The following is a 16,359-nucleotide window of genomic DNA, read 5'->3' on the forward strand; positions in this document are numbered from 1 at the left end:
GGTCAGTCGTCGGAACCGGAGGGGTTCTTCTTGTCCAGGCTGCGGTGGTGCGCACCGCCGGTGAGCCAGACGAGGCCCAGCAGGGACATCAGGATGATGAACATCCCGATGCCGATCGCGGGCGCAGGGATGCCCTCGCTGGCGAGGGCGCCGGACTCGGCGAGGATCACGAGCTGGTCAGTCATGTTCTTGAAGGCCTTTCCACGGGTGACGGGGCCATCATCCCACAGCGACGTGCAGGCTCAGGCCACGGCGCGCATGATGGGAGTGGGGTCACGGCCGTGACTGGCCCTGCCCCACCACCAGCCATTTGCTCGCGGTGATCTCACGCAGACCCATCGGCCCGCGGGCGTGGAGCTTCTGGGTGGAGATGCCGATCTCCGCGCCGAAGCCGAACTCGCCGCCATCGGAGAATCGGGTGGAGGCGTTGGCCATCACCACCGCAGAGTCGACCTCCGTCAGGAAGCGATGCTGGCTGACGCTGTCGCGGGTGAGGATCGACTCGGTGTGCCCGGTGGAGTGCTCGCGGATGTGGGCGAGCGCCTGGTCGAGATCCGCGACCACCTTCACCGCGAGGTCCAGGGCGAGGTACTCGGTCTCCCAGTCCTCCTCGACGGCCGGGATCACCTCGGCCCCGGTGCCGGACTCGGCGAGGATCGCGGAGGCCTCCTCGTCGGCGTGGAAGCGCACCCCGGCCTCCGCGAGCGGGGCGGCGAGGCGCGGCAGCGCCTCCCCGGCGATGTCGCGATGGACCAGCAGCGTCTCGAGCGCATTGCACACGCCCACCCGCTGGGTCTTGGCGTTGGCGACGATCTCCACCGCCTGATCGAGATCCGCAGAGGCGTCCACCAGCACGTGGGTCTTCCCGGTCCCGGTCTCGATCACGGGGACCAGCGAGTGCTCGACCACGCGGCGGATCAGACCCGCGCCCCCGCGCGGGATCAGCACGTCGACCAGGCCGCGGGCGCGCATCAGCACGTCCACGCCCTCGCGGCCGTGCGCGTCGATCCCGACGATGAGGTCCTCGGGCAGGTCGTGGTCCGCGAGCACGGAGCGCAGCACGGCGATCAGCGCGGTGTTCGAGTGCAGCGCCGCCGAACCGCCGCGCAGCACCACGCGCTGCCGGCCTTGAGCGCCAGGCCGGCGGCATCGACGGTCACGTTCGGCCGCGCCTCATAGACCATCCCGATCACGCCCATCGGCACGCGCACCTCGCGCAGCTCGAGGCCGTTGTCGAGCACGGAGCCGCGCACCACCTCGCCCACCGGATCGGGCAGGGACGCGGCGTCACGGAGCTGCTGGGCGATCGAGGCGACGCGCTGCGGATCCAGCGCGAGCCGGTCACGCAGTCCGGCGGCCATGCCCGCGGCGTCTGCCGACGCGAGATCCCGCGCATTGGCGGCGACGATCTCGTCTGCACGCGCCACGAGCGCTTCCGCCATCGCGAGCAGCACCTGGTCCTTGGCGCCGCGGTGGAGCCGTGCGAGGGCTGGCTGAGCGTCCTTGGCGGCGCGAGCCGCCTCGAGCACGGCCGCGGAGAGGGAGGGGTCCACGCTGGTGGGGGTCAGAGCGTCCATCCCTCGAGTCTACGAGAGCGCGGATCCATCGCTCAGGCGTGTCCGCACCTCGCGACGGCTCAGAGCATCACCAGCTGGTCACGGTGGATGGCGGGGCGGCGGAACCGCTCCCCCAGTCGCTCGCGCGCCTCATCGGTGCCGCGGCCTGCCATCGCCCGCAGCTCATCGCTGCTGAAGGACGCGATCCCGCGGGCGATCACCTCCCCGTCCGGGGCGGCGACATCGACCGGGACGCCCGCCGGGAAGGTGCCGCGGACCTCCGTGACGCCGACGGCCAGCAGCGAGCGCCGACGGCTGCGTACAGCCTCGGCGGCCCCCTCGTCCAGGTGCAGCGTCCCCGCCCCGCGGGTGGCGAAGCGCAGCCAGACCAGCTGGGAGCGACGGCGCCCGTGATGGGCCGGGAAGAAGGTGCCCACCTCGGCGCCCTCGAGCGCGGCGGCGAAGTGCTCGGCCGTGGTCATCAGGGCGGCAGTGCCGGTGGTGACGGCGAGCTGGGCCGCCGAGAGCTTGGTGACCATCCCCCGGTGCCCACCTTGGAGCCCACCGACCCGATGCTGACCCCCGCGAGCCGTGCCACGTCGTCCACCTGGGAGATGCGCTGCGCGCCGGGCTCCCGCGGCGGCGCGGTGTAGAGGGCGTCCACGTCGGTCAGCAGATACAGCGCGTCGGCGCCGAGCAGCTGTGCGACCAGCGCCGCGAGGCGGTCGTTGTCCCCGAAGCGGATCTCGTGCGTGGCGGTGGTGTCGTTCTCGTTGACGACCGGGACGGTGCCCAGGGCCAGCAGCGCCTCGAGCGCACTGCGCACGTTGCGGTAGGTCTCGGGACGGATCACATCGGACTCGGTGAGCAGCACCTGCCCGGTGATCAGTCCGTGAGCACCCAGGGCGCTCGACCAGGCACCGGCCAGGAGGGCCTGCCCGACGCTTGCGGCGGCCTGCTGCAGCTCGACCTCCGTGGGCCGCTCGGGCAGCCCCAGCGGACCCAGGGCCGCGGCAATCGCTCCGGAGGAGACGATCACCAGCTCGGTGCCGCGGCGCGCCAGGGCCGCGGCGGTGTCCGCGATCTGCTCGATGCGGCGCTGATCGAGCCTCCCGCGTTCATCGGTGAGGCTCGAGGAGCCGATCTTGACGACGATGCGGCGGGCCGCGCCGAGCGACTCACGGGAGGTGATCCGCTCGGGCTGGCGCAGCTCCGCCGAGCTCACCGGTCCTCGTCCTGCGGGGCGGGGTCGGCCCAGTGGCCGGCCTTGCGCTCTGCCTCCATGGCCGCGAGCCGGTCCATCCGCTGCTGGGTGCGCGTGCGCTGCACCTCCCGCTTCTCCTCACGGGTGGGGCGGCTGTGGTCCTCGAAACGGTCATCCGTCCCGCGGCGGCCCAAGTTCTCGGCGCCTCCGACCATCGTCGGCTCCCAGTCGAAGACGACCGCATCGGCGCCCGCGCCGATCAGCACGGTCGAGCCGGGCACAGCGCCCGCGGCGTACAGCTGGTCCTCGACGCCCAGACGCGCGAGCCGGTCGGCGAGGTAGCCGACGGCCTCGTCGTTGGTGAAGTCGGTCTGCTGGACCCAGCGCTCGGGCTTGTCGCCCCGGACGCGGAAGGCGTTGTCGCCGTCGTACTGCTCGGTGACCACCTGGAAGCCCTTCTCGTCGACGGCCCTGGGGGTCAGCACGATCGGCGCCCGCTCCGGCGCGGGCAGCGTGGCGCGAGCCTGCTCGACCAGCTCGCCGAGCGTGAAGGACAGCTCCCGCAGCCCCTTGCGGGAGACAGCGGAGACGTCGAGGATCGGCACGCCGCGCTCAGCGAGCTGGGCACGGACCATGTCGGCCATGTCGGCACCGTCGGGCAGATCGGTCTTGTTCAGCACGATCACCGTGGGACGCTCCATCAGCGGCACCCGGGTGCCGGCCTCCTCGTCGAGCCCAGCCGCATAGGTGGCCAGCTCGTTCTCGATGGTGGCCAGGTCGCCCACGGGATCGCGCTCGGATTCCAGCGCGGCGGAGTCCAGCACATGCACCAGCACATGGCAGCGCTCGATGTGGCGCAGGAAGTCCAGGCCCAGGCCCTTGCCCTGGCTCGCGCCCGGGATCAGTCCGGGGACATCCGCGATCGTGTAGCGGTGATCCCCCGCCTCGACCACGCCGAGGTTGGGCACCAGGGTCGTGAACGGGTAGTCGGCGATCTTCGGCCGCGCGGCGCTCATCGCGGCGATCAGCGATGACTTGCCGGCGCTGGGATAACCCACCAGGGCGACGTCCGCGACAGTCTTCAGCTCGAGCACGAGGGTGCGCTCCTGCCCAGGCTCGCCGAGCAGGGCGAAGCCGGGCGCCTTGCGCTTGGCGTTGGCCAGAGCCGCGTTGCCGAGCCCCCGCTGCCGCCGCGAGCGGCCACGAAACGGGTACCGATGCCGATCAGGTCGGCCAGCACGGTGCCGTGCTCATCGGTGACCACGGTGCCGTCGGGAACGGCGAGCACGAGGTCGTCACCGGCGGCGCCATGGCGCAGGTCACCCTTGCCGAAGCCGCCGCTGGTGGCCTTCTCTGGGGGTTTGTGGTGGTACTCCAGCAGCGTGGTGGTCGAGGCGTCGACCTCGAGGATCACCTCGCCGCCGCGACCTCCGTTGGCACCATCGGGCCCGGCCAGGGGCTTGAACTTCTCGCGCCGGATGGACGCGGCGCCATTTCCGCCCGCTCCTCCGACGACCTGCAGCTGGACGCGGTCGACGAATGTGGCCATGGGTGCACTCCGATGATGGTGGGGACAAACATCGAGGGGCGGAGCGTCGGCTCCGCCCCTCGAAGGAAGCTATGCGCCCCGGAGAACCGGGGCGGGTGCTCAGACCGTCTCGACGACGCTGACCACGCTGCGGTCGCGCTTGCGACCGAACTCCACGGTGCCCGCGGTGAGCGCGAACAGCGTGTCGTCGTTGCCGCGACCCACGCCGTCACCGGGGTGGATCTTGGTGCCGCGCTGGCGGACGATGATCTCGCCCGCGCCGACGATCTGGCCGCCGAAGCGCTTGACGCCGAGGCGCTGGGAGTTGGAATCGCGCCCGTTCTTGGAGGAGCTGACGCCCTTCTTAGATGCCATCTGGGATCAATCCTTGTCTGTTCGGGGGATCGCTCAGGCGATTCCGGTGATCTTCAGCCGGGTGAGCTCCTGGCGGTGGCCCTGGCGCTTCTTGTAACCGGTCTTGTTCTTGTAGCGGAGGATCCGGATCTTCTCGCCGCGGAGGTCCTCGACCTTCTCGGCGGTGACCTTCACCTTGGCAAGCTCGTTCTGGGCGGAGGTGATCTTGTCACCGTCAACCAGCAGGACGGGAGCGAGATCGACGGTGTCGCCCGCCTCGCCTGCCACGCGGTTGATCACGATGGTGTCACCGACCGACACCTTCTCCTGACGACCGCCTGCGCGGACGATTGCGTACACCACGTCACTGCTCCATCTTGTGATTCGGACTGCTCGTCGAGTCATGTTTCCTGCCGGGTGTCACCGCGGACCTGCGACCGTCAACCGGGCCTGGCCCCTGCACGAGCAGGGTCAAGCGGGAGATGCGGTCGCGCGATGCCCACCGGAATCACGACTGCGGCACGTTTTGCGCCAGGGGACAGCTTACGATCCCTGCACCCGCCGGTCAACCACCAGACACGGTCCGACCTGCGAGAACGCGGTCACACCCTGTGGAACACATCACCCCTCGTCAGAGGTGCCCTGCTCCTCGGTGGCCGCCGAGGCCTCGGAGGCCTCCTGAGCGGGCTCGCTCGTGACGGGCTCGCCGTCGACGACCACCTCGGGCTGGGCGTTCGCTCCGGAGGCCGCGGCGATCGACGCGATGGTGGCGCGAGCCAGGGCACGGCTGTCGGCATCGTCCTCGAGACGATGCACATCGGCCTGCGCCTCCTCGGCGCCGCTGTCCGAGCTCGCCCTCGTCCTTGGCACCGCCGCGGGAGCGCCGGCCACGCCGACGGGAGGACTTCGAGGAGTCGTCCCCGCCGTTGCCGCCCCCGTTGCCGCCGCCGTCGCTGTGGCTGTGAGTGCCGTCTACGTCCACCACCAGTCCCCGACCGCTGCAGTGCTCGCAGGTGTTGGAGAAGGTCTCGACCAGGCCCTGGCCGACCCGCTTGCGGGTCATCTGAACCAGGCCCAGCGAGGTGACCTCGGCGACCTGATGCTTGGTGCGGTCGCGGCCGAGGCACTCGACCAGGCGCCGCAGCACGAGGTCGCGGTTGGACTCGAGCACCATGTCGATGAAGTCGATGACGATGATGCCGCCGATGTCTCGCAGCCGCAGCTGGCGCACGATCTCCTCGGCGGATTCGAGGTTGTTCTTGGTGACGGTCTCCTCGAGGGAGCCGCCGGTCCCGGTGAACTTGCCGGTGTTCACATCGACCACGGTCATCGCCTCGGTGCGGTCGATGACCAGGGAGCCGCCGGAGGGCAGGTAGACCTTGCGATCCATGGCCTTGAGCAGCTGCTCGTCGATGCGGTGCTTGGCGAACACGTCCTTCTCGCCGACGTGACGCGTGACGCGCTCCAGGAGATCCGGGGCGACATCGCTGACGTAGGCGTGGACCTCGTCGTGCACCTTGTCGCCTTCGACGATCAAGGAGGTGAAGTCCTCGTTGAAGACGTCCCGCACGACCTTGATCGCGATGTCGGGCTCCTGGGAGAGGGCCACCGGGGCGGACCTGCTCTTCTGCGCCTTCTGGATCTTCTCCCACTGGGCGCGGAGGCGCTCGACGTCATGCGTCAGCTCTGCCTCGCTCGCGCCCTCGGCGGCGGTGCGCACGATGACGCCCGCATCCTCGGGGATGATCTGGCGCATGATCTTCTTCAGCCGTGCGCGCTCGTTGTCGGGCAGCTTGCGGGAGATGCCGGTCATCGAACCGCCGGGCACGAACACCACGTAGCGGCCGGGGAGCGAGATCTGGCTGGTCAGGCGGGCGCCCTTGTGGCCGATCGGGTCCTTGGTGACCTGGACCAGCACCGGATCGCCGCTCTTCAGCGCGAGCTCGATGCGGCGCGGCTGGCCCTCGAGGCCGACGGCATCCCAGTTGACCTCACCGGCGTACAGCACGGCGTTGCGGCCCTTGCCGATGTCCACGAACGCGGCCTCCATGGAGGGCAGCACGTTCTGGACCTTGCCCATGTACACGTTGCCGACCATCGAGGTCTGCGCCTTCTGGGCCACATAGTGCTCGACGAGCACATCGTCCTCGAGCACGGCGATCTGGGTGCGGCCGGCGCGCTCGCGCACCACCATCGAACGCTTGACGGATTCGCGGCGGGCCAGGAACTCGGCCTCGGTGATCACGTTGCGGCGACGGCCGGCGTCACGACCCTCACGACGGCGCTGACGCTTGGCCTCGAGACGGGTCGAGCCCTTGACGGCCTGGACCTCGTCCCGGGCCTCGCGGACCTTGACCACGGTGTTCGGCGGATCATCCGGCGAGCCGGAGTCGTCGTTGCCGCTGCTGCTGCTGCCGGAGCGGCGACGGCGACGGCGCCGACGCGAGCCGGAGGAGCTCGAGGAGCCGGAGTCACCGCTCTCGTCGCTGCGATCCTCGTCCTCGGAGTTGTCCTGCGAGGCGGAGTCGGAGCCGGCCTCGGCATGGTCCGACGACGGCTCGCCCGAGTCGTCCTCGGAGTCCGAGCCGTCCTCATCGCCGCGTCCCCGGCCACGGCGGCCACGGCCTCCGCGACGACGGCGACGGCGAGAGCTGCCATTCATGCCCTCCGAGGCGTGGCGGTCCTCGCTGCTGTCGTCCTCGGAATCCTCGGAATCTTCGGACCCGGCATCGGAGCCCGTGTCGACATCGTCGGAGGCGCCCGAAACGGCGGCACCGGCGCCACGCTGCGAGGAGCGTCGCGAACGGCTGCGGCGCGAACGGCTGGGGGTCTCCTGCTCGTCCTGAGCGGACTCCTCGTCCTCGTGCTCGTCCTCGGCGACGTTCGCGAAGGAGAGGTCGGCGGTGCCGACCGGGGCGTCCTGGGCACCGACCGTGGTGCGGGGCTGCGGAGTGGGGGCCTGGAACAGGAGGGAGGCGAAGTCCATCTGGACCTGCTCTCGCCGACGAGCGCGATCGTCATCGACCCCATCATCCGAGGCGCCGCGGGCCGAGGCCAGCGCACGCAGGTCGTCAACGACCGGGTTGCCGTCGCTCCCCGGCTCCTGGACGGGCTCGGGCTCCTCGCTGGGCGACTCTTCGACCGGCAGCTGGGCCGCGGCCTCCTCGACCGGTTCTGCGGCGGGGGTGAAGGTCGGGGCACCGGCCGGTGCTCCGGCGCGTCGGCGGGGGCGCTTGGCGGGTGCCGGCGGCTCCTCGACCGGGGCGGCCTCCTGCAGTGCCACCACGGTGCGCGGAGCAGTGGTCTTCGGCTGCTCGACGGTGGGAGGCGTGAACGCGGGGGCACCCGCGGGGGCTCCTGCGCGGCGCCGACGGCGTACGGGAGCAGTGGTCTGCGTCTCGTCCGACGAGTCGTTCTCGGGATTATGGGTGCTGTCAGCCATACGGCCGTCTCCTTCTGGAGGACCAGCGCACCCTGGTCCCGTCTGGTCATCGTCTCAGTGGACGGAAGTCTCAAGCCCTCGCCGTCGCGCAGCTCCCCAGTGGAAGCGCTGCGATGCCGACCGAGGGAGCACAGCGGTCGCGGTCGTCCGCGTAGCCGGTGCTCCGACGTCACGACGCCGGGAGGTTCTCCCACCCGGTACGGAGCGGGAGAGTGCCGCGATCAGTATGGCACAGGGCTCATCGGGCACCGCGAGCGACATGCGCGCATGAGGGGGCACGGAATCCCCGCGCCTGCGTCGGGACCATCGTCCTTCCACTGCCGGTGACCGACCCGTAGCTTTCATGGCGTCGTGTCGTCCTCCCGGAAGGATCCATGGAAGCCCTCGACCTCGCCCGGTGGCAGTTCGGCATCACCACCGTGTACCACTTCATCTTCGTGCCGCTCACCATCGGGCTCTCGCTCCTCGTGGCGATCATGCAGACCAGGGCGGTGTTCTCGAAGGACCCGGTGCGCAAGGACGCCTGGACCCGGATGACAAAGTTCTTCGGCTCGATGCTGATCGTGAACTTCGGGATCGGCATCGCGACCGGCATCGTCCAGGAGTTCCAGTTCGGCATGAACTGGTCGGAGTATGCGCGCTACGTGGGCGATGTGTTCGGCGCCCCGCTCGCACTCGAGGGCCTGGCGGCCTTCTTCCTCGAATCCGTGTTCCTGGGTCTGTGGATCTTCGGCTGGGGCAAGATGCCCGAGAAGATCCACCTGCTGACGATCTGGGCGGTCGCGGTCGGCACCACCCTGTCGGCCTACTTCATCATCGCCGCGAACTCGTTCATGCAGCACCCCGTCGGCGCGATGCTGAACCCCGAGACCGGACGCGCCGAGCTCGACCCCTCGCAGGGCTCGATCCTCGCGGTGCTCACCAACGTCACCGCGATGGCGGCGTTCCCGCATGTGGTCTCCGGCGCCTGGCTGGTCGCCGGCGCCTTCCTCACAGGCGTCGCCTCCTGGCACATGGTGCGCCATCACAACCGCGCCCGAGCCCTGGGTCTGGACACCGAGGAGGGGCAGGAGCAGCACCTCGCCGCTCGCGACCTGTACCGCCCCACCGTTCGCTTCGGGGTCGTCGCGATGTTCATCTCCGCGCTGGTGCTGGTGGTCTCCGGGGACTTCCAGGCCAAGATCATGTTCGAGCAGCAGCCGATGAAGATGGCGTCCGCCGAGGCGCACTGCGACACCGACTCCGAGGTCCCGTTCTCGATCCTCACCGTCGGCGGCCCGAACGCCTTCAGCGAGGACTGCGACGGCGTCACCCACCTCATCGAGATCCCCTACGTCACCTCGATCCTCGCGACCAACGACCCCTTCGCCGAGCTGCAGGGCGTCGATGATCTGAACGCGCAGTACAAGGAGCAGTTCGGGGAGACCGCGCTGGACATCCGCGGCAATGAGGTCGAGGTCGACTACCGCCCCAACCTCTTCGTCACCTACTGGTCCTTCCGCCTGATGATGGGCCTGGCGGCGTTCAGCGGCGTCCTCGCGCTCTGGGCGCTGTGGGCCACCCGCGGCAAGGGCGACAAGGCCCGCACCACGGGATCGAAGCTTTTCCAGTGGTTCGCGGTGCTGTCGATCCCGATGCCGTTCTTCGCGAACTCCGCGGGCTGGGTCTTCACCGAGATCGGGCGTCAGCCCTGGGTGGTCCACCCGAACCCGCTCGACCCGACGGTGCGGCTGATGACCCTGCAAGGGGTCTCCGCCAATCCCGGCTGGATGGTGCTGACCTCCCTGGTCGCCTTCACGCTGGTCTACGGCGTCCTGGCGGTGATCTGGTTCCAGATGATGCGCAAGGCGGCCCTGAAGGGCGCGCCGCTCGCGAAGCGTGATCCGGACACCGGCGAGCCCGACACCCCGACCCTCTCCTTCGACTACTGAGACAAGGACCAGACCAGATCATGGATGCCATGCTCGACCCCACGGTCCTCCAGACCCTGTGGTTCTTCATCATCGCCTTCTTCTTCCTGGGCTACTTCGTGTGCTCGAGGGCTTCGACTTCGGCGTGCAGATGAACGTCGCCACCTCCTGGAAGCGAGGCCCGGGAACGCGCGGCACCGTGCTGCGCACCATCGGCCCCGTCTGGGACGGCAACGAGGTCTGGGTGATCACCGGCGGCGCGCTGCTGTTCGCGGCCTTCCCCGAGTGGTACGCCACGCTGTTCTCAGGCTTTTATCTCGCCCTGCTGCTCCTGCTGCTCGTGCTCATCGTGCGCGTGTGCGCCTTCAAATGGCGCGACAAGGTCGACAGCGACCGCTGGCGCACGGGCTGGGACGTCGTACACGTCATCGGCGGTTTCGCCCCCGCCCTGCTGTGGGGAGTGGCTTTCGGCAACATCGTCGCCGGGGTCTCGATCGACGAGAACCGCTGGGTGACCACCACCCTGCTCGAGCTGCTGAATCCCTTCGCGCTGCTGAGCGGGCTGGTGTTCGTGCTGCTGTTCTGGTTGCACGGGACCCTCTACCTGACCCTCAAGATCGAGGGTCCGCTGCGCGAGGACGCGAACCGGTGGGCGGGGCGCCTGGCATGGCCCGCCATCGTGGCCGGTGCCGCGTTCCTGCTGTGGTTCCAGCTGGCCCATTCGAACACCTGGCTCACCCTGATCCCGGTCGCGGTCGCAGCGCTCGCCCTGATCGCCGTGGTGCCCCTGAACCGGCGCCGCCGGGAGGGGCTCGCCTTCGGCGCCACCACCACCGCGATCGCCGCCGCCTCGATCGCCCTGTTCGGCGGACTGTTCCCCTACGTCATGCCGGCGGTGAACGACCCGGCGAACTCGCTCACGGTCGCGAACGCCTCCTCCACCGCGCACACGCTGACGGTGATGCTGGTGGCGCTGTGCGTGCTGATGCCCATCGTGCTCGCCTACACCGTGTGGACCTATCGGGTGTTCCGTCACCGGGTGCGCGACGAGGACTCCCCGGCTCCCGGCTCGGAACTGCTGGAGAAGGCCAAGCAGGGGTACCGGGAAGCCTTCGAGCAGGACTGACAGACTGGCCCCGATGACCACCACCACCACCACCGCAGAGCCGACTGCCACCGGCCCCGACGCGCCCTCCGCGCCGCGCCCGAGCCGAGCGCCGCTGGACCCCGGCTGGTGCGGGAGGTGCGCGCGGCTCGCCGACATGTGGCGCGCACCGTGGCCCTGGGGCTGGTGCAGTCCGCGTGCATCATCGTCACCGCTGTGGTCATCGCCCGGCTCGGCTCGCAGCTGCTGGTCGAGCGCGCGATCCCCCAGGGGACGCCCTCGCTGCTGCTGGTGCTGGTCATGGCGCTCGCGCTGCGTGCCGGCGCGGTGCTCCTCGAGGAGGCCACCGCCCACCGGGCAGCGACCGAGGCGATCAGCGAGCTGCGCGGGAGGATCGTGGGCCATGCCGCCCGGCTCGGCCCGCGTGCCGGGGCGGGGCGGGGCGCAGACCTCACCTCCCTCGCGACCACCGGCATCGAGAACCTGCGCCCCTACCTGGTGGGGTACGTGCCGCAGCTGATGCTCTCGCTGACCGTGACCCCGCTGTGCCTGCTGACGATCGGCCTGCTCGATCCGATCAGCGCCGTGATCGCGCTGGTGACCCTTCCGCTGGTGCCGCTGTTCATGATCCTGGTCGGCAAGCTCACGGTGGGACGCTCCGAGAGGCTGATCGCGGATATGCGCTCGCTGTGGAGCCAGCTGCTGGATCTGGTGGACGGCCTGCCGACACTGCGGGCGCTGGGACGCGAGCGGGGCCCGGAGAAGATGGTGCGCGATCTCGGTGATCGTCACCGCGCCTCGGCGATGGGCTCGCTGAAGTACGCCTTCCTCTCCTCGATGGTGCTCGAGCTGCTGGCGACGCTGTGCGTGGCCCTGATCGCGGTGAGCATCGGGATGCGGCTGGTCTATGGAGAGATGGAGCTCGCCCCGGCGCTCGCGGTGCTGGTGCTGGCGCCCGAGATCTATCAGCCGCTGCGCAACGTCGGCTCCCAGTACCACTCCTCGACCGACGGCCTGGCCGCGGTGAGCGCCGCCTTCGAGGTGCTCGACGAGGAGCCCACGGCCGACGGCACCCGGCCGGCGCCCGATCTGCGCACCTCCACCCTCCGCCTGCGCGGGGTCTCGGTGCGCTCCCGCGACGGCTTCGCGCCGCACCGCGCCGAGCTCGAGGTGCGGCCCGGGCGGGTGCTGGCGCTGACCGGCCCTTCCGGGGCGGGCAAGACCACCGCGGCGCAGGTGCTGCTGGGACTGCTCGAGGCCGACGAGGGCCGGGCCGAGATCCTCGCCGCCGACGGCGCGGTCACGGGTGTGCGCGAGGTGCAGCGGCGCAGCCTCTGGGACCAGGTGGTGCTCCTCCCCAGCGGCCGGTGCTGCCACCTGGGACGATCCGCTCCGTGCTCGCCGGCGCCCGCCCGGGCGCCGGGCAGGCCGAGCTCGATGCCGCGGCGGCGGCGACGGGCCTGGACGCGGTGATCGCCGAGCGCGGCTGGGACGCGGACCTCGGCCGTGCCGGGCATGGGATCTCCCTCGGGGAGCGGCAGCGTCTCGCCCTGGCCCGGGCCGCGCTCTCTCCCCCGCCCCGCTGGTGGTGCTCGATGAGCCCACCGCGCATCTCGACGGTGCCACCGAGCAGGTGGTCCTCGACCTGATCGACGCCCTGCGGGCCCAGGGGCGCACCGTCATCGTCATCGCCCACCGCTCGCGGCTGGTGGACGTGGCCGATGATGTCGCGCGAGTGGAGGCCGGGCGATGAGCACCACCAACTCCGCCCCCTCCGACCTTCGCCGCGCCGAGCAGGCGCTGCAGATCCCCTTCGGTCGTCTGCTCGCCGCCGTGCTCGCCGCCTGCGCGACCCTCGGCTCCGCCTTCGCGCTTGCCGCCGTCTCCGCCTATCTGGTCACCCGGGCCTGGACGATGCCGCCGGTGCTGGACCTCACCGTGGCCGTGGTGATGGTGCGGGCGCTCGGCGTCTCCCGCGGAGTGTTCCGCTGGCTCGAGCGGATGCTCACCCATGACCTCGCCCTGCGGGGCGTCGTCTCCCTGCGCACGAACCTGTTCACGGCGCTGGCCGCCCGCCCCGACGATGCCCTCACGCGGCTGCGCCGAGGCGACCTGCTGGCCCGCCTCGGCGACGACGCCCAGGAGCTCGGCGACCACGTCATCAAGGCGATCGTCCCGGGCCTGGTGGCCGTGGTCATGTTCGTGGCCGTCCTGGCGACATTCGCCCCCTGTCATGGCTCGCAACCCTCACGATGCTCGCGGCGCTGCTGGTCGCGAGCGTGCTCGCACCGCTCGCCGCACTCCGCGCCGCACGCCTGACCGAGCAGGCCGTGGTCACCACCCGCTCGGCGGTGAGCGCCCAGGTGCTCGAGATCCTCGACGACGCCACCTCGCTGCAGATCGACGGCCGCCTCGACACCGCGCTGGAGGAGCTCCGCGGCGGGCAGTCGGCGCATGACACCGCGATCGACCGCGCCGCCCTGCCCTCCGCGGTCGCCTCCGCAGCGGTGCCGCTGACGATGATCCTCGCCGTGTCCGGGTCCCTGCTGGCCGCCGGGACGGTCTGGCTCGACGGCGGAGCCTCGGCCGGGCAGATCGGCATCCTGCTGCTGCTCCCGCTGTCCTCCTTCGAGGCCGCGACCGCGCTGCCGGCCGCCGCCACCCAGTACGCCCGCTCCCGCGCCGCCGCGCAGCGCCTCGCGACGCTGGTGGGCCCTCGCGTCGAGGCCCCGGCCGCTCCCGGTGCAGGGACGGCGCGGCCCGCATCAGCGCGACCGACATCAGCGAGTCTGCGGGCAGTGGATCTGAGCGCCGGGTGGACCGCCGGGGCGCCACGTGTGACGGGGCTCGACCTCGAACTGCCCGCCGGGGCACGGCTCGCAGTCGTCGGCCCCTCGGGCAGCGGCAAGTCGACGCTGCTGGCCACGCTCGCCGGACTGCTCGATCCGCTCGATGGCCGGGTCGAGCTCGATGGGGAAGATCTCGCCTCCCTCGCGCCGCACGCCGTGCGGTCACGGGTGACGATGTTCGCCGAGGACGGTCACGTCTTCGCGACCACCGTGCGGGAGAACCTGAAGGTGGTGCACGGGGATCTCACGGACGATCAGGTGGAGACGGCGCTGGCCACCGTCGGCCTCGATGGCTGGGTCGCGACGCTGCCCCGCGGGCTGGACACGATGCTCGGACCGGACGGGACCACCATCTCCGGCGGTGAACGGCGCCGGTTGCTGCTCGCGCGAGCCGTGGCGCGCGGCGGGCCCGTGCTCCTGCTCGACGAGCCCACCGAGCATCTTGACACCGCCCTGGGCGATCGGCTGCTGCGGGCTCTGCTCGATCCGGGCGATGATTCCCTGGTGCCCGCGGAGACGACCGTCGTGGTGGTCACCCACCGCGTCGAGGCGATCCCCGACGGCACTCCGGTGCTGCGTCTGGGCACCGCCGCCCCCGCTCGTTCCGAGGAGAGCCGATGACCTCGACCACCCCGCCTGCACGGGCCGATCGGCCCCGTATCCAGATCTCTCGCCGGTGCCGTCCTTGCGGGCAGCGAGACCGAGGACCTGCTCGACCTGCTGCTCCACTCTGCCCGCACGGATCTGGTCGCCCGCAGCGCCGCACTGGTGATGCCGCTGAGCCCCGGCGCCTGGGCGGTGGAGATGGTCGAGGGGCCCGATGCCGCAGCTCTGCTGGGAGAGGAGATCCCCGCCGAGTCGAGCGTCGGGCTCGCCCTGCACCGCGCCGACGCGGACGCCCTCGAGGCGATCGGCACGCTCGAGGTCGGCCAGGAGAGCTGCCGCGCCCTGGTGGCGGTGGCCGACGCCGCCGAGCACGGCTCAGGGCTGCTGACCGTGCTGCGCGCTGAGGACTCCCCTGCGTTCACCGAAGCGGACCGTGAACGGCTGGACTCGCTGGCAGGCCTGGTCACCCTCACCCTCCGCGTCCCGACGCTGCGCTCCAGCAGCGAGATCGATGATGAGCGCGGCAGGATCGCCCGCGATCTGCACGACCTCGCGATCCAGGAGCTGTTCGCGGTGGGGATGGAGCTCGAGAGCCTGGTGGAGTCCCTGGGCTCCCCCGACGTCACGCCGTCCAAAGCCCGGATCCGCAGCTCGGTCGCGACGTCCGTGCAGGGGGTCGAGAACGCCGTGGCACAGATCCGACAGATCGTGCAGTCACTGCGGCGCGAACGCGCCGAGGCCACGCTCACCGAGCAGCTGCGCCATGAGGTCGGCCTGGCCACAGCCGGGCTGGGGTTCGTCCCTTCGATGCGGCTGCCTCCGCGGCCCTCGGAGATGGATGCCGAGCTGCCCGGGGAGATCGCCGAGGACGTGGTGGCGGTGGTGCGCGAGTGCCTGGCGAATGCGGCGCGGCATGCGCACGCCAGTGCGGTCGCGGTGTCGGTGAGCGTGTTCTCCGAGGGTGTCGACCGGGTCGTCCAGGTCAACGTCTCCGACAACGGGCGCGGGATCGATCCCTCGGTGCGGCGCCGCAGCGGGCTGGCGAACATGTCCTCCCGGGCGCGGCGTCACTCCGGCTGGGTGGACGCGATCAACCTCGAGCCGGGCACGATGATCTCCTGGCGGGTCACCCTGCCGACGAGCTGAGCGCTCGGATCACTGCTTCCAGCTGGCGCGGCGGCGGGCGGCCACCATCGCCGCGACCTGGGTGCGGCGCTGCATGCCGAGGGTCTGCAGAATCACGGTGACGCGGTTCTTGACCGTCTTCTCCGCGATGCCGAGCGCTTCGGCGATCTCGCGGTTGGAGTGGCCGTCGCCGATGAGCTCGACCACCCGCTGATCGGACTCCGACAGCCCCTGCTCGTCGTCGGCGTGCTCGGCCGGCCAGATCGACTTGCCGGCACGCACCGCGAGGATCGCCTCGACGATCTCCTGCGACCGCGCGGATTTCAGCATCAGCCCGGCGGCTCCCGCAGCCTTCGACTCCCGCAGCGCGGCATCATCGTCGAAGCTGGTCAGCACCAGCATCAGCTGCTCGGGGTTCAGCTCCCGCGCCGCCTTCATGACGTCGATGCCGGTGCCGTCCGGCAGCTGGAGGTCCACCACCAGGACCTCGGGACGGATCGCGGGCAGCCGACGGTTCGCCTCGGTCACCGAGGAGGCCTCACCCACCACGCTCAGGTCGGAATGGGCGTCGATGACCGTGACGATCCCGCGGCGGACCACCTCGTGGTCGTCCACCAGCATCACGCGGATCGGGCCTGGCTGTTCGGTCGCTGTCACTGAGCGTCCTTCCTCACGAAATC

At 70.8% G+C, this 16,359-nt stretch carries 12 protein-coding genes and 3 pseudogenes; 7 read left to right on the plus strand and 8 right to left on the minus strand.

Going from position 1 to position 16,359, the window contains the following annotated elements; all coding sequences use genetic code 11:
- Positions 1-2: 2 nt before the first annotated feature.
- The 7 genes and pseudogenes from H3H54_RS10725 to H3H54_RS10755 all read right to left on the minus strand — a co-directional run bounded on the left by H3H54_RS10725 (position 3) and on the right by H3H54_RS10755 (position 8,084).
- On the minus strand, positions 3-185 hold the full coding sequence (locus tag H3H54_RS10725; protein ID WP_262423886.1) for a hypothetical protein: 183 nt from the start codon (positions 183-185) through the stop codon (positions 3-5).
- Between the two features lie 88 nt (positions 186-273).
- A pseudogene (locus tag H3H54_RS10730) lies at positions 274-1,577 on the minus strand (glutamate-5-semialdehyde dehydrogenase).
- Positions 1,578-1,636: 59 nt separating this feature from the next.
- Positions 1,637-2,781: pseudogene (gene proB / locus H3H54_RS10735) on the minus strand (glutamate 5-kinase).
- A pseudogene (gene obgE / locus H3H54_RS10740) lies at positions 2,778-4,309 on the minus strand (GTPase ObgE). The pseudogenes proB and obgE overlap by 4 nt, the downstream one beginning before the upstream one ends.
- A 99-nt stretch (positions 4,310-4,408) precedes the next feature.
- Positions 4,409-4,663: a 50S ribosomal protein L27 gene (gene rpmA / locus H3H54_RS10745; RefSeq protein ID WP_262423887.1), complete on the minus strand. Its 255-nt coding sequence runs from the start codon at positions 4,661-4,663 to the stop codon at positions 4,409-4,411.
- Between the two features lie 33 nt (positions 4,664-4,696).
- Positions 4,697-5,005: a 50S ribosomal protein L21 gene (rplU, locus tag H3H54_RS10750; protein ID WP_262423888.1), complete on the minus strand. Its 309-nt coding sequence runs from the start codon at positions 5,003-5,005 to the stop codon at positions 4,697-4,699.
- A 268-nt stretch (positions 5,006-5,273) separates the two neighbouring features.
- Positions 5,274-8,084 (minus strand): Rne/Rng family ribonuclease, encoded by a 2,811-nt coding sequence (locus H3H54_RS10755; protein WP_262423889.1) that lies wholly within the window; start codon positions 8,082-8,084, stop codon positions 5,274-5,276.
- A gap of 374 nt (positions 8,085-8,458) precedes the next feature.
- Between H3H54_RS10755 and H3H54_RS10760 the strand changes: the two genes are divergently transcribed.
- From H3H54_RS10760 to H3H54_RS10785, 7 genes are all read left to right on the plus strand, one after another.
- A complete protein-coding gene (locus H3H54_RS10760) occupies positions 8,459-10,015 on the plus strand; it encodes a cytochrome ubiquinol oxidase subunit I (protein ID WP_262423890.1) in 1,557 nt (518 codons plus the stop codon).
- A 130-nt stretch (positions 10,016-10,145) separates the two neighbouring features.
- On the plus strand, positions 10,146-11,120 hold the full coding sequence (gene cydB / locus H3H54_RS10765) for a cytochrome d ubiquinol oxidase subunit II (RefSeq protein ID WP_262423891.1): 975 nt from the start codon (positions 10,146-10,148) through the stop codon (positions 11,118-11,120).
- Positions 11,121-11,228: 108 nt separating this feature from the next.
- The gene (locus H3H54_RS10770) at positions 11,229-12,572 is read left to right on the plus strand and encodes an ABC transporter transmembrane domain-containing protein (RefSeq protein ID WP_316249012.1); all 1,344 of its coding nucleotides are present in this window, start codon (positions 11,229-11,231) and stop codon (positions 12,570-12,572) included.
- A gap of 112 nt (positions 12,573-12,684) precedes the next feature.
- Positions 12,685-12,852, plus strand: a complete 168-nt coding sequence (locus tag H3H54_RS18950; RefSeq protein ID WP_316249013.1) for a hypothetical protein — start codon at positions 12,685-12,687, stop codon at positions 12,850-12,852.
- Complete coding sequence (locus H3H54_RS10775; protein WP_262423892.1) at positions 12,849-13,418, plus strand: hypothetical protein; 570 nt, start codon at positions 12,849-12,851, stop codon at positions 13,416-13,418. The genes H3H54_RS18950 and H3H54_RS10775 overlap by 4 nt, the downstream gene beginning before the upstream one ends.
- Positions 13,352-14,569: a thiol reductant ABC exporter subunit CydC gene (cydC, locus tag H3H54_RS10780; protein WP_262423893.1), complete on the plus strand. Its 1,218-nt coding sequence runs from the start codon at positions 13,352-13,354 to the stop codon at positions 14,567-14,569. The genes H3H54_RS10775 and cydC overlap by 67 nt, the downstream gene beginning before the upstream one ends.
- A 150-nt stretch (positions 14,570-14,719) precedes the next feature.
- A complete protein-coding gene (locus tag H3H54_RS10785; protein WP_262423894.1) occupies positions 14,720-15,700 on the plus strand; it encodes a sensor histidine kinase in 981 nt (326 codons plus the stop codon).
- Positions 15,701-15,709: 9 nt separating this feature from the next.
- Here the strand turns inward: H3H54_RS10785 and H3H54_RS10790 are convergent, their stop codons facing one another.
- The gene (locus H3H54_RS10790; protein WP_262423895.1) at positions 15,710-16,336 is read right to left on the minus strand and encodes a response regulator transcription factor; all 627 of its coding nucleotides are present in this window, start codon (positions 16,334-16,336) and stop codon (positions 15,710-15,712) included.
- Positions 16,337-16,359: the final 23 nt, after the last annotated feature.

Source organism: Brachybacterium sp. Z12 (assembly GCF_014400405.1).
GTDB lineage: Bacteria > Actinomycetota > Actinomycetes > Actinomycetales > Dermabacteraceae > Brachybacterium.

What these genes read in the sequence shown, in the direction of transcription:
- H3H54_RS10725 (WP_262423886.1), bottom strand. Translation starts at nt 185, where the DNA reads ATGACTGACCAGCTCGTGATCCTCGCCGAGTCCGGCGCCCTCGCCAGC.
- H3H54_RS10760 (WP_262423890.1), top strand. Translation starts at nt 8,459, where the DNA reads ATGGAAGCCCTCGACCTCGCCCGGTGGCAGTTCGGCATCACCACCGTG.
- H3H54_RS10785 (WP_262423894.1), top strand. Translation starts at nt 14,720, where the DNA reads ATGCCGCTGAGCCCCGGCGCCTGGGCGGTGGAGATGGTCGAGGGGCCC.
- H3H54_RS10755 (WP_262423889.1), bottom strand. Translation starts at nt 8,084, where the DNA reads ATGGCTGACAGCACCCATAATCCCGAGAACGACTCGTCGGACGAGACG.
- rpmA (WP_262423887.1), bottom strand. Translation starts at nt 4,663, where the DNA reads ATGGCATCTAAGAAGGGCGTCAGCTCCTCCAAGAACGGGCGCGATTCC.
- cydC (WP_262423893.1), top strand. Translation starts at nt 13,352, where the DNA reads ATGCTCGCGGCGCTGCTGGTCGCGAGCGTGCTCGCACCGCTCGCCGCA.
- cydB (WP_262423891.1), top strand. Translation starts at nt 10,146, where the DNA reads ATGAACGTCGCCACCTCCTGGAAGCGAGGCCCGGGAACGCGCGGCACC.
- H3H54_RS10775 (WP_262423892.1), top strand. Translation starts at nt 12,849, where the DNA reads ATGAGCACCACCAACTCCGCCCCCTCCGACCTTCGCCGCGCCGAGCAG.